10 protein-coding genes are annotated in these 13,188 nt (G+C 64.8%); 4 read left to right on the top strand and 6 right to left on the bottom strand.

Going from position 1 to position 13,188, the window contains the following annotated elements; genetic code table 11:
• Positions 1-82 precede the first annotated feature (82 nt).
• Positions 83-685 carry a TetR/AcrR family transcriptional regulator gene (locus ACX9OT_RS09775; protein WP_006464233.1) on the top strand — a complete coding sequence of 201 codons (603 nt, stop codon included), beginning with the start codon at positions 83-85 and terminating at the stop codon, positions 683-685.
• Positions 686-823: 138 nt separating this feature from the next.
• Here ACX9OT_RS09775 and ACX9OT_RS09770 read toward each other — a convergent pair whose 3' ends face one another.
• From ACX9OT_RS09770 to hslO, 3 genes are all read right to left on the bottom strand, one after another.
• The gene (locus ACX9OT_RS09770) at positions 824-3,577 is read right to left on the bottom strand and encodes a TonB-dependent receptor plug domain-containing protein (protein WP_049401415.1); all 2,754 of its coding nucleotides are present in this window, start codon (positions 3,575-3,577) and stop codon (positions 824-826) included.
• Between the two features lie 382 nt (positions 3,578-3,959).
• A complete protein-coding gene (locus ACX9OT_RS09765; protein WP_134951552.1) occupies positions 3,960-4,808 on the bottom strand; it encodes an XOO1806 family protein in 849 nt (282 codons plus the stop codon).
• Between the two features lie 116 nt (positions 4,809-4,924).
• The gene (gene hslO / locus ACX9OT_RS09760) at positions 4,925-5,818 is read right to left on the bottom strand and encodes an Hsp33 family molecular chaperone HslO (RefSeq protein ID WP_032130068.1); all 894 of its coding nucleotides are present in this window, start codon (positions 5,816-5,818) and stop codon (positions 4,925-4,927) included.
• Positions 5,819-5,895: 77 nt separating this feature from the next.
• Here hslO and mtgA point away from each other — a divergent pair, with 77 nt between their 5' ends.
• Genes mtgA through ACX9OT_RS09745 form a run of 3 tightly spaced genes read left to right on the top strand, consistent with a single transcriptional unit; the run spans position 5,896 to position 8,113 of the window.
• Entirely contained in the window at positions 5,896-6,645 is a 750-nt protein-coding gene (gene mtgA / locus ACX9OT_RS09755) for a monofunctional biosynthetic peptidoglycan transglycosylase (RefSeq protein WP_277778653.1), read from the top strand.
• A gap of 57 nt (positions 6,646-6,702) precedes the next feature.
• Entirely contained in the window at positions 6,703-7,722 is a 1,020-nt protein-coding gene (locus ACX9OT_RS09750; protein WP_049401430.1) for a glycosyltransferase family 2 protein, read from the top strand.
• A complete protein-coding gene (locus ACX9OT_RS09745; protein ID WP_019336409.1) occupies positions 7,682-8,113 on the top strand; it encodes a CBS domain-containing protein in 432 nt (143 codons plus the stop codon). The genes ACX9OT_RS09750 and ACX9OT_RS09745 overlap by 41 nt, the downstream gene beginning before the upstream one ends.
• A gap of 545 nt (positions 8,114-8,658) precedes the next feature.
• Here the strand turns inward: ACX9OT_RS09745 and ACX9OT_RS09740 are convergent.
• The 3 genes from ACX9OT_RS09740 to ACX9OT_RS09730 form a co-directional block, all read right to left on the bottom strand.
• Positions 8,659-10,632 carry an AsmA family protein gene (locus tag ACX9OT_RS09740; RefSeq protein WP_459001870.1) on the bottom strand — a complete coding sequence of 658 codons (1,974 nt, stop codon included), beginning with the start codon at positions 10,630-10,632 and terminating at the stop codon, positions 8,659-8,661.
• Between the two features lie 83 nt (positions 10,633-10,715).
• Positions 10,716-11,354, bottom strand: a complete 639-nt coding sequence (gene trhA, locus ACX9OT_RS09735) for a PAQR family membrane homeostasis protein TrhA (protein ID WP_005410682.1) — start codon at positions 11,352-11,354, stop codon at positions 10,716-10,718.
• Between the two features lie 214 nt (positions 11,355-11,568).
• The gene (locus ACX9OT_RS09730; RefSeq protein WP_014038155.1) at positions 11,569-13,173 is read right to left on the bottom strand and encodes a peptide chain release factor 3; all 1,605 of its coding nucleotides are present in this window, start codon (positions 13,171-13,173) and stop codon (positions 11,569-11,571) included.
• Between the last annotated feature and the right edge of the window lie 15 nt (positions 13,174-13,188).

Genomic DNA, 13,188 nt, shown 5'->3' with positions numbered 1-13,188 from the left:
GCAGCCCTGCAGGAGAGCCCTTTGACGGTTTCGCCCGCAACGGCGTACTGCAACGAACCCCGGCGTATGGTTAAATCAGCCCATGAATCAACCTGACGCTTCCGCCGGCGAACCGCGCGCCGGCCGCAACAGCCGCCTGAGTGCCGAAGACTGGGCCCAGGCGGCCCTCGACCTGATTGCTGAACAAGGCGTAGGCGCCGTTGCGGTGGAACCGCTGGCGCGGCGCCTCGGCGTGACCAAGGGCAGTTTCTATTGGCATTTCCCCTCGCGTGACGCCTTGCTGCAGGCCGCGCTGGAACGCTGGGAACTGTTCGAACAGGAACAGGTGTTCGGCAGCCTGGAAGACGTACCGGACCCGCGCGTGCGCCTGCGCCAGCTGTTCCAGATGGTGGCGCATGAAGTGCAGCCGCACATCATCTACAGCGAGCTGCTGAAGGCACTGGACCATCCGATGGTGCGTCCGGTGATCGACCGCGTGTCGCAGCGCCGCCTCGACTATCTGATCGCCTCGTTCCGCCAGGCTGGGCTCAGCTCGACCGATGCGCGCCACCGCGCACGCCTGGCGTACGCGGCCTATGTCGGCTTCCTGCAGCTGTCGCTGCAGCTGCAGCAGCCCAAGCAGGCGCGCGAGGATTTCGAGGCCTATGTCGAGCATCTCATCGAGACGCTGATTCCGAACGGTTGAGCGTCGTTGCTGCGTTGAATGCAGAAAGGCCGCGGCAATGCCGCGGCCTTTTCCGTTGGTGCTGCCGCGATCTGGCAGGCACAAAAAAACAACGGCCCCTTGCGGGGCCGTTGCTGCATCAGCTGATCAGTGGATCGATCAGAACTTCTGCTTGTACTGCATGTACATGTAGCGGCCCGGCAGGTCGTACTGCGGGTCGAACATGTTGTACGAGGTGTAGTACGAAACCGGCGGGCTCTTGTCCCACGCGTTGTTCAGGCCGACCATGATGGTGCCCTTCCACGGCGTGTTGTAGCGGAACTGGATGTCGTGGTAGGTCGTGGCACCAATGTGGTTCGTTCCCTTCGCGCCATCAGAGCAGTATGCGAAGGTTTCCGGTTCCTTGACTGGATCAAACGGGCACGGTTCGGTCATGCCGGACTTGTAACGAATGCCGTAGTTGACCCCGAAGTCCCCGTAGGACCAGTCCACATACAGATTGGAACGGATGCGCCAGTACGGATCCTGGTCGAGATAACGTCCCTGGCGACCCTCGATCGGAGCATCCTGAGTCGACTTGGTATCCCACTTGGACAGGTAGGTGCCGTCCAGAGTGATGGTGAACTGGCCGATCGAAGTTTCCGGCAACTTGTACAGGATGCCCAGATCCCAACCTTCCACCTTGTACGACGCCAGGTTCTGCAGCGGCATGTTGACGTTGGTGATGGTGTAACGCTGGTTGGTGCTGCCGTAGTTCGGGTCACGCGTGATCAGGCCGCAGTTGGCTGCCTGCTCCTGCGCGGTGCCGCCATAGCAACGATCCATGATGTCCTGGATGGCCGGACGGGTGATGGCGTCCTCGATCTTGATCTGCCACCAGTCCAGGGTCACGTTCAGACCCTGCACGAAGCTCGGGCTCCACACCAGGCCCAGCGTCTTGCTGGTCGAGGTTTCCGGCTTCAGGTTCGGGTTGGCCTGCCAGGTGAACGGCTCAGGAGTCTGCTTCGCACCACTACCAGCGCCCGGCTGAACGAAGCCGATCGGCACGCCCTCTGCCGCACATTGTGCCGCGATAGCGCCGGTACGGCGACCAGACGTTGAGGAGCACGGATCGATGTAGCTCTCGAACGAGTCAGCATCACCGCGATACAGGTTGTTGATGCTCGGGGCGCGGAAGCCTTCCGAGTAGTTACCACGCACCATCAGGTCGTCGATCGGCTTCCAGCGGAAACCGAACTTGTTGTTGGTGGTGTTGCCGAAGTTGCTGTACTTCGAGTAGCGGGTTGCCGCGCTGAAGTCGAGCAGCTTGGCGCCCGGCAGGTCAGCCAGCACCGGGATCGACAGTTCCAGGAAGAACTCGTCCAGGTCATAGCTACCCTTGGTGGGGGATGCTCCGTTGCCGGTGCTCAGGCCAGAGGCGATGAAGGCGTCCGGATCGAACTGACCGGTTTCCTTGCGATATTCGTAACCAGCTGCGAAGCCCAATGCACCCGCCGGCAGCTGCACGATTTCGCCGGAGATGTTGGCGTAATAACCCTTGGACACCAGGCTGGCGGAGTCATGCGCGGTGAACGAGGTGTAATCCAGTGCCTCCTGCGAGATCGAACCCATCCCACCCAGCGGATTGATCGGGGCGCAGCCCGGAATGATTGCGCCAGCGGAGTTGAGGCACACAGCCTTGCCATCGCGGATCGCCGAGGGACCATATGCCTCGGCCAGACGCTGCTTGTTGAACAGGCCGTAGGTCAGATCGTTCTGGTCGGTCTTGTCGTAGCGGTAGCCGACATCCCAGTCGAAATTGCGGTCGGCGAATTCGAAGAAGCCCTCGAAACCACCGTAGAAGTGCCAGTTCTTGACGTTCTGGTTGAACGAACGTCCACCGGTTTCGTTGAAGCGGCGCGCGACGCCAGTCAGATCAACGCCGTACGGATTGTACATGCTGCCCGCGCTGAGGCGCTGGCCGGTGACCGGCATGGCAGCCAGCAGCTGTTCGGACTTGCGTTCGTTGTACATCGCCTCGGTGCGGAAGGTGATGTTGTCGGTAACGTTGTAAGAACCCACCGCGAACAGCGAGGTGCGCTCGTTGGGGGTCAGCAGGTAGTTATCCGGCGCGGTGTTGTAGCCGTGAACATTGGGATCGAACGGCGTTTCAACGCCGTTTAGGATGATGTAACGCTCGTCGTTACGCAGATACGAACCCGGAATACCGGTGCTGCTCTGGCCGCTGAAGAACGGCGGGCCACCGGCGGAGATCTTGCGATCACCGGCCATCACGGCCTTTTCGTTGACGTAGGAGACGCCCAGCACCAGCGAAGCGCGGTCAGTGGTGGTGCCCAGAGTGAAGTCGGCCGCTTCGCGGTCGCCGTCACCGGCGCTGTACTGGCCCTTGTAGAAGTTGGCTTCCGCGCCATCGAAGTTCTGCTTGGTGATGATGTTCACCACGCCGGCGATCGCGTCCGAACCGTAGATGGTCGATGCGCCGTCCTTCAGGATGTCGATGCGCTCGATCATCGCGGTCGGGATGGTGTTCAGGTCGACGCTGCCATCCAGGCCGGTGGTCCAGCGGCGGCCGTTGACCAGTACCAGGGTGCGCTCGGAACCCAGGTTGCGCAGGCTGACGCCGGCAGAACCATCACCGCCGTTGTTGTAGGTACGGTTCAGGGCGGCACCGTTGGCGGCAACGCGCTGCAGGATGTCGGCGACCGAAGTCACGCCCTGCTTGTCGATGTCGGCGCGGGTCAGGCTCAGGACCGGCTGCGAGGTTTCGATGTCGGTGCTCTTGATGCGCGAACCGGTGACCGAGATGCGGTCAAGGTTGGTCGCTTCCTGGGCCTGGGCGGTGGCAGTGGACGCCACACCGGCAACGAGCGCGACCAGAACGGCATCGCGCAGCTTGTTGGACTGGAAATTCATTGGCTCTCTCTCTCCAAGAAATCTTGGCTGGGTTAATGCCCGGCGGGGGAGCGAAAAGCGCTCCCAAATCGCGAGGCTGAGCCGATAGTAGCGGGCGTTCGCCAAGAATTAAAGCTGCGTTAATCAAGTCTATGATTTTGGTAAAAATGAAAATTGATGCACGAAATCAAGGGGTTGAATCGCAGGTGACATCACTCTGTCTCGTTTGTTAGCGCAAAGTGACGAAAAAAGTTTCCGTTGATGTGTATCGCAATATGTCGACGTGAATTGCGCGGTATCCAATTCGTCGAAAAGCGCTCTACGTGTATCACGAACGCGCATACGCAACGGGCGCCTTTCGGCGCCCGGGAGAAGTCATTGCAGGAAAACCCAGGAGGTGGGGTCAGAGATCCTGTTCGTAACGCACGTACGGCACGGTGCCGTCGTCATTGCTTTCATTGCGTGGGGAGAACGGATTCTTGCCGCGGCTGATCACGTTTTCGGCGCCAACGGTAAGCTGGCCGGACCACGGGGTACGCCAGGTCAGGCCGATACCCAGCCCTTCCCACTTGCCGGGCTTGCCCGGCACATCGATCACGCGGCCGATGATGCTGCCGGTGAAATTGCCGTACCCGGCGCCGATGCTCAGGCTCTTGCTGTCCCAGCGGTCGACGATGGACGGTGCGGCGTCGGCCAGCGGTACCAGGCGGGCCTTGGCGTAGGTACCGGCGATCGAGACAAAACCCTCGCGGCCGATGTTCTTCTGCGCGAATACGGTCAGGTCGTTCTGCTCGGCGCGCAGCGAGGGGGTCTTGTTCGGGCCGGACAGCCACGCCGGCAGCGTTTCACGGCCGGTGCCGGCGGTGATGCCGAGACGGCTGCTGCCGCGGTTCAGCGCGGCGGTACCGGTGAAGCGGCGGCCGTTGAGGTCGTCGTCGTCACCCAGGCTGGCCAGCATGCAGTGACTGGCCAGGCCGCTCATGCTGGTCCCGCTGCTGCTGTTGCAGAGCAGGCCCAGCGAATCGCCGGAGGACAGGCCGAAGGCTGCATCCAGCGAGTTGCGGCCGAAGTGCCAGCGGGCGCCGGCGGCCTGTTCACCGGTGGGCTCCAGGTACAGCAGGGCCTCGACCTTGCCGCTGCCCTTGTTCCATACCGGCAGCACGGTCCGGGTGTCCTTGCTCTGCGCGTGCACGCCCGTGATCGCGCCAAGGGCGATCAGCAGGGCCAGCGGTAGACGCAGGAAGGTACGCATCGGACCAGTTCAGACAGGGACGGACAACGGAAGTTCCCGCGGAGACGGGAACTTGATCCTAGGGTGTTTATGAATTCTTAACAAGCCTTGATCCCCCCAGATGCAAGACAAGCTGTTTACTGAAGCCGTTCAGGCGCCGGTACAGTCCCCTCGGCACCGTGGAACAGTATGCCGAACTCCGTCAAAGGAAAGTGATACTCCCTCCCGCAGAATTCGCAACGGACCTCGACGGCGCCGGTGTCCGCGGCTGCGGCACGGGCCTCGTCCTCGCCCAGCGACTGCAGCATCGACGCGACCCGCTCGCGGGAACAGGAGCAGGCGAAGGACAGCGGCTTGCCGCCCATCAGTTCCGGCTTCTCTTCGTGGAACAGGCGGTGCAGCAACTGCTCGGCCGGGGTGGCCAGCAGCTCGGCTTTGCCCAGGGTCTCGAACAGGGCGCTGGCACGCGCCCAGCCGTCCTCGTCACCCTCGTCGCCCGGCAGCTTCTGCAGCAGCAGGCCGGCGGCGCCGTTGCGGTCGGCGGCCAGCAGCAGGCGGGTGGGCAGCTGTTCGGACTGGCGGAAGTAGTCCTCGAAGGCCTCGTCCAGCTCCGGTGCGGTCAGCGCGACCAGGCTCTGGTAGCGCTGCGGCTCGCGCGGGTCCAGGCCCGGGTTCTCGATGGTGATCGCGAGCAGGGCGTCATCACCCAGGCTGGACAGGTCGCGCGGCGCATCGGCGCCGTCGCTGAGCTGGGCGATGCCGCGCAGGGTACCGGCGGCGGTGCACTCGGCAAACAGGGTGCGCAGCGCGGTGCTGCTGCGCAGCTGGATCGAGAGGCGGCCATCGATCTTGGTGTGGCCGGTGAACAGCGCCGAGGCCACGCAGGCCTCGCCGAGCAGTTCGGCGGCGGTATCCGGGTACTCGGCGTGGGACAGGATCTCCTGCCAGGTCGCCTGCAGGCGCACGTGGACGCCACGGACGCCAGCGTCGGGAAGCAGGAAGCGGATCAGGGAATCGGGGTTGGCGGTCATCGGCTCACATCGCGCGTAAACGAGGGCGGTTGCCGGATAATGCGCCGACAACCGGATAGAAGAAGGATGCACCAGTAATGGGGGCAGGGGGAGAGCAGCACAAGGTGGAGGCCCTCGCGGAAGTCCCGCGCCGCAGGCGCTGGCGCTGGAAACGGCTGCTCTGGCTGCCGCTGCTGCTGGCCGCTTTCAGCTGCCTGCAGGTACTGGTGCTGCGGTTCATCGACCCGCCGGTATCCACGGTCATGCTGTGGCGCTATGGCGAGGCATTGGGGGAGGCCGACTGGTCCTATCGCCTGCATTACCAGTGGCGCGACCTGGACCAGATGGCAGCGAGCCTGCCGATCTCACTGGTGGCCGCGGAGGACCAGCGCTTCCCCGACCACAATGGCTTCGACCTGCAGGCGATCGAGAAGGCCCGCGACCACAACGCCAAGGGCGGACGCCTGCGGGGGGCCAGCACGATCAGCCAGCAGGTCGCCAAGAACCTGTTCCTCTGGCAGGGCCGCAGCTGGATCCGCAAAGGCCTGGAAGTCTGGTACACGGTGCTGATCGAAGCACTGTGGCCGAAGGAACGGATCCTGGAGATGTACGCCAACATCGCCGAGTTCGGCGACGGCGTCTATGGCGCGCAGGCGGCGGCGCAGACGTTCTGGGGCAAGGATGCGTCCCGGTTGAGTCCGGCCGAGAGTGCACGGCTGGCGGCGGTGTTGCCGGCACCGCGGCGCTACAACGCGGCAAAGCCAGGGCCGTACGTGCAGCGGCGCGCGGCATGGATCCAGCGCCAGGCACGGCAGCTGGGCGGCGCGGCTTACCTGTCGGAAGACTGAGGACACCTGCCCTCGGGGCGGCAGGCCATGCACCTGCAGGCAACGTACAATCCGGGCATGAACCGCGAACGCCTTACTTTCGTCATCGCCGCCTACAACGAGGAGCAGGCGCTGCCGTGCCTGCATCCCCGCCTGTGTGCGGTGCTGGACGGAATGCCCGATATCGATGGCCACATCCTGTATGTGGACGATGGCAGCCACGACGGTACCTGGCAGGTGATCGCAGGATTGGCGCAGGACGACGCGCGCGTATCGGCGTTGAAGCTGTCGCGCAATTTCGGCAAGGAGGCTGCGCTGACTGCCGGCCTGGACCTGGTGCGCGACGGCGCGGCGATGATCCTGGATGCCGATGGCCAGGACCCGCCGGAACTGGTGCCGCAGTTCGTTGCGCGCTGGCGCGAGGGCCATGACAACGTCTATGGCACGCGCATGGCCCGCGATGGCGAAGCCTGGATCAAGCGCGCCACGGCGGCGGCGTTCTATCGGGTGATCGGTCGCCTGTCACGCACGCCGATCCCTGCCGACACCGGTGACTTCCGCCTGTTGTCGCCACGCGCGCTGAGTGCGCTGCGCGAGATGCGTGAACGCCACCGCTTCATGAAGGGCCTTTTCAGCTGGGTCGGATTCAAGCGTATTGCTGTGCCCTACCACCGTCACGCGCGGGTGGCCGGATCCAGCAAGTTCAGTCTGTGGCGGCTGTGGAATTTCGCCTTGGAGGGCATCACCGGGTTCTCGACCGTTCCCCTGCGGGCGGCGACCTACATGGGCCTGGCAACGGCGGCGGTGGCCTTCGTATTCGGCGTGTGGGTGATTGCCAAGGCGGCCCTGTACGGTGACCGCGTGGCGGGTTGGCCGACGATGATGGCGGTGATCCTGTTCCTGGGCGGGGTGCAGTTGATCGCGCTGGGCCTGATCGGCGAGTACCTGGGACGGCTGTACGAGGAATCCAAGCAGCGCCCGTTGTACCTGGTTGACGCCTGGCTAGCATCCGCCGTGGCAGACTCGGCCCTGCAACCCACCCTCGGAGGGCAGGCAGATGACCACGGTACGGCAACTGTTGGACGGCAAGTCTCCTGAAGTACATGCGGTCGCGCCGGATGCGGCGGTGATCGATGCGATCCGGTTGATGGCGGAAAAGGGCATTGGCGCGGTGCTGGTGATGGACGGTCCGCGGCTGGTCGGGATCCTTTCGGAGCGCGACTACGCGCGCAAGATCGTGCTGCGTGATCGTTCGTCGCGGGATACGGCGGTGGCCGAGATCATGACGGCGAAGGTGGTGACGGTCTCGCCGGGCGAACAGGTAGAGCATTGCCTGCAGCTGGTGACCGACTACCGCATCCGCCACCTGCCGGTGGTGGAGGGAGCACAGGTGCTGGGGGTGATTTCCATCGGCGACCTGGTGAAGTCGGTGATCGATGCGCAGCGGCGCGAGCTGGATCAGCTGCAGCAGTACATCGTGGCAGGGTGAGTTGTTCGCTGGCGGGCCTGCGGCCCGCCGGCCCGCTTTTCGAAGCTCAAAGCCAAAGCCAAAGCCAAAGCCAAAGCCAAAGCCAAAGCCAAAGCCAAAGCCAAAGCCAAAGCCAAAGCCAAAGCCGCGCCTTCCTGCTACGCCGGGAGGCGGAGGGCATGGCCGTGCAGGACACGCCGTAAACCCATCCATGGGGGCTCGATGGCGCCATCCATGGCGCCAACGGTCCTGCACGCCCATGCCCTCCGCCCTTGGACACGTTCCTGCGAGCGCGGTGCATACATGCGCGGTGGCTCGCCTTTGGTAGCTGCCAACCTTGGTTGGCAACAGCTTTTGAATTTGCTTTCTTCTTTTGACTTTGAATTTCGCTCTCGTTCCGCGCGCGCAGGAACCTGTCCGGAGCCGGAGCAAGGCGGCAGGCAGGACCGTGAGGCGCATGGATGCGCCGACCGAGCCTACGGGGACGTATTTACGGCGTGTCCTGCCTGTCGCCTTGCTCCGGCTCTACGCGCGGGAAAAGAGGCGCCGCGAACAACGCTGTAAACCTACTTCGCATATTGCCCACCGCAGTCGGCATCCTTCCCCGGCCCCAGTTCGATGGTCGCCAGCAATGCCGCTGGCGGCGCGATGCTGCCCAGCGCCAGGGCCACCGCGCCACGAATCCCCAACGCCTTGAAGTCCGGGCGGAACGACGGGTCCTTGAACGTGCCACTGATGTGCGTTGGAGAGCGCAGTACCAGGATGCTCTTGTCCTTCGGGCGCGGTTTCAGCAGCAGGTCCAGGGTCTCGTCGCGCAGGCTGACCGTGCCTTCGCCGATGAGGATCGTATCGGTGGTGTCCACCGCCAGCGCCTGGCTGGTCATCAGGCCGTCGCGCACGCCGAAGTCGGCGAAGGCGCAGCGCAGGGGAATCTGTTTGTCGCCGGTCACCAGGAATTTCAGTGATTCGGTGATGTCCAGCCCTGCCAGTTCCATCACCAGGTTGCCGACATGGCCGCGGCCCATCGCCAGGCCGACCTTGCCACTGCTGCTGCCGAGCATCGCGGCGATCGAGTTGCCGCGGCCGCTCAGGTCCACCTCGCCGCCGATGCCGCCCTTGGCCTGCTCGGCAAGTTTCGCGTCCGGAAACAGCTGGCCGAGCTGCACGCCGCGCACGCTGGCCTTCAGGGCGGTGCTGATCTGCGGGCGGCGCGCGTCCATGCGGATCGTGCTGCGGATATCGCCTCCGGCCACGCCGAAGTTCAGCGGGTCCAGCCGCAGTACGCCGTCATCCAGCAACAGGTGCGCGTCCATGTCGTCCGGCGGCAGCGATGGCGCGTTGATGCGGTGGGCCTTCCAGCGCACGTCGGCATCCATCGCGCGCAGCTTGCCGAGGTTGTAGGGCGTGTCGGGCAGCACGCGTGCGCGGGCGGCAACCCGTGCGGCCTCGGCCTTCTGTTCGGCGTTGGCGGTTTCGCCGCCGCCGGTTTTCGGTGGGGCACCGACGAAGCCGGCAAGGTCATCGAAGTCCAGGCGCTTGGATTCCAGCGTGGCGGTCAGCCGCGGCCGCGCACCGCCCACTTCGAACTGCAGATTGCCGCCGAGGTCGCTGTCACCGACCTTGCCGGTGAAGGCGTCGTAGCGCCAGACGTTGTGGTCACGCTTGAGCCGGCCGTTCAACGCATAGGGCGGCGACGGCGGAATGGCAATGCCGAGCAGCGGATAGAGGTCGGCGAGGTCCTGGCCGCTGAGCGCAAACTGCAGATCGAACACGCGCAGCTGGAAGGGATTGGTCAGCGTGCCACTGGCTACCGCGTGGGTGGCGCCTGCTCGGCCATCGAGATGGATGCGGAACGGATGGTCGCTGTCGGTCAGCTCCAGCGGTGATTCCGTGCCGCCACGCAGGGTGAACGGATTGCCCTGCCAGTGTCCCTTGCCCTGTACCAGCAGCGGTGGCGCCGCATCGGCCTGTTTCGGCTGGCCGCTGCGCACGTCCACGCGGATATCGGTACGGCCGAGCGCGTCGAGGAACTGCAGGCGACCGTCATCGATGCGCAACCGTTTGAGCTGCGGGCTGGTCCCACCGGCGCTGCCACCGAGGAAATCCCAATTGCCCGGTTCGCCCTTGCGCGGGGCGGTTTCCAGCAGCACGTCCGGCCGGGTCAGGCGTACTTCGGGCAGCTGCACGCTGCCACGCAGCAGGGGCCACACCCGCACGTCGATCTCGACGCGGTCTGCGGTGGCCATATCGGGTTGCTTCGCCCAGCTGGCATTGGCGAAGGTGATCGCATCGGCGCGGATCGTACTGGTGCGGCCGAGGTCGACATCAAGGTTCCCGATGTGCAGCGCGCGGCCGGTGCGTGCCTGCACCGCACGCTCAACCGGCCCCTTGAACCAGTTCCAGTCCCACAGCGCGATCAGCAGCAGGAGTGCCGCCAGCAGGAAGATCAGGATCGTGAGCCAGCGCCGGCCTCGTGGGCCGGGGCGGCGGAGGCGCCAGCGGGTCGTGCGCTTTGCGGCAGGGGAGGCGGCAGCATTCACGCCGCCATGGTTGCCCCCTCTTCGTGGACAGGGCGCGAAGCGTCCATGTGCGTGGTGTGCACACGCCGCGTTCGAACGCTGGTTTACAGCACCTGCATGGTGACTGCGACGAAGTGGCAGACGCTGCCACCGATCACGAACAGGTGCCAGATCGCATGCGAATACGGGATCGATTCACGGTGGTAGAAGTAGGTCCCCAGCGTGTACGACAGGCCGCCGGCGAACAGCCAGGTGAGGGTGCCGCCGTCGATCGAAGCCCACATCGGCTTGATCGCCACGACCACCAGCCAGCCCATGGCGATGTAGATCACCGTTGAGAGCACCTTGAAGCGGCCAGTGTAGAACAGCTTGAACACCACGCCGCCCAGCGCCAGCGCCCAGATCGCGGTGAACAGGCCCCAGCCCCACGGACCACGCAGGCCGATCAGGGTGAACGGGGTATAGGTGCCCGCGATCAGCACGTAGATCGCGCAGTGGTCGAACACCTTCAAGCGGCCCTTGGCGACCGGATGCTGGATGGCGTGATACAGGGTGGAGGCGGTGTACAGCAGCAACAGCGCGATACCGAATACGATCGCACTGGCCAGCTGCCAGCCGTCGCCGTAGATCGCAGCCAGGGTGATCAGCACCGCGCTGGCTGCCAGGGCGAACACCGCGCCCAGGCCATGGGTCAGGGCGCTGGCGATTTCTTCACGGATCGAAGCAATGGACGTCGTGGACATGGGCATGGGCATCGTTCACGGGGAGGGGGACCCGCGTCCCCCTATCATCGCCGCGATGGCCGCCGTGTGCACGCCCGTCACCGTATGGTGGGTGAATCCCTGCGTTGCGCCGATGAATCCGTGAGCGGTAGATCCACGCCATGCGTGGATGAACCACCCGCGACGGCCGGGGGCAGAGCCCTTTCCTTGCGGAAAGGGATCCGGCCCGCTGGCATCAGCCCACCGAAACCGTATGCGCCGCTTCGCGGGTGGCCGAGAAGCGCACGTCCGGCGAGCGTTCCTGCGCCAGCTGCAGGTTGACCCGGGTCGGTGCCAGGTAGACCAGGTGGCCGGCTGCATCCAGCGCCAGGTTCAGCGCATTCTTCTCGCGGAACTCTTCCAGCTTCTTCTCGTTGCTGCAGTGGACCCAACGCGCAGTGGTCACGCTGACCGGCTCGAAGGTGGCTTCCACGCCGTACTCGTCCTTCAGGCGGTAGGCGGCCACGTCGAACTGCAGCACGCCGACCGCACCCAGGATCAGGTCGTTGCTGGTCAGCGGGCGGAAGAACTGGGTCGCACCTTCCTCGGACAGCTGGGCCAGGCCCTTCTGCAGCTGCTTGAGCTTGAGCGGATCGCGCAGGCGGGCGCGGCGGAACAGTTCCGGGGCGAAGTTGGGGATGCCGGTGAAGGTGACTGCTTCGCCTTCGGTGAAGGTATCGCCGATGGAAATGGTGCCGTGGTTGTGGATTCCGATCACATCGCCCGGCCACGCCTCGGCGGCGATCTCGCGGTCGCTGGCCATGAAGGTCAGCGCGTTGGCCAGCTTCATTTCCTTGCCGGTGCGCACGTGGAAGGTCTTCATGCCGGCGCTGAAGCGGCCCGAGCAGACCCGCATGAACGCCACGCGGTCACGGTGCTGCGGGTCCATGTTGGCCTGGATCTTGAACACGAAGCCGGTCAGTTTGTTCTCTTCCGGGGCGATCTCGCGGCCGGTGGTGGAACGCGCCTGCGGCGACGGGGCATGTTCGACGAAGAAGTCCAGCAGCGGCTGCACACCGAAGTTGTTCACGCCGGAGCCGAAGAACACCGGGGTCTGCTTGCCCGCGCGGTAGGCGTCCAGGTCGAACGGATGGCTGGCGCCCTGCACCAGTTCCAGTTCGTCGCGCAGGTCGGCCAGCATCTGTGCACCGATCTTCTCGGCCAGGCCGGGCGCATCGATGGACGGGAAGATGGTCGAGTCCTGGCGGGTGAAGTTGCGGCCCGGTTCGTACAGGTGCACTTCGCCGGTCAGCAGGTGGACCACGCCCTTCAGGCGCTGGCCCATGCCGATCGGCCAGGTCACCGGCGCGCACTGGATGCCCAGCACGGTTTCCACTTCATCCAGCAGCTCGATCGGGTCCTTGCCCTCGCGGTCGAGCTTGTTGATGAAGGTCATGATCGGGGTGTCGCGCAGGCGGCACACTTCCATCAGCTTGATGGTGCGCTCTTCCACGCCCTTGGCCACGTCGATCACCATCAGCGCCGAGTCCACCGCGGTCAGCACGCGGTAGGTGTCTTCGCCGAAGTCGGCGTGGCCGGGGGTGTCGAGCAGGTTGACGATCTTGCCTTCGTACGGGAACTGCATCACCGAGGAGGTGACGGAGATGCCGCGCTCTTTTTCCAGCGCCATCCAGTCGGAGGTGGCGTGGCGGGCGGCCTTGCGGCCCTTGACCGAACCGGCCATCTGGATCGCGCCTCCGAACAGCAGCAGCTTTTCGGTCAGCGTGGTCTTGCCGGCGTCAGGGTGGGAGATGATGGCGAAGGTGCGGCGACGCGACGCTTCGTTGGCGACTTCGGACATGGCAGTGGCGCCCGC

It is taken from the genome of Stenotrophomonas genospecies 3 (assembly GCF_054473855.1).
The sequence above is the reverse complement of the archived record's forward strand: the minus strand, read 5'-3'. Positions and strand labels throughout refer to the sequence as shown.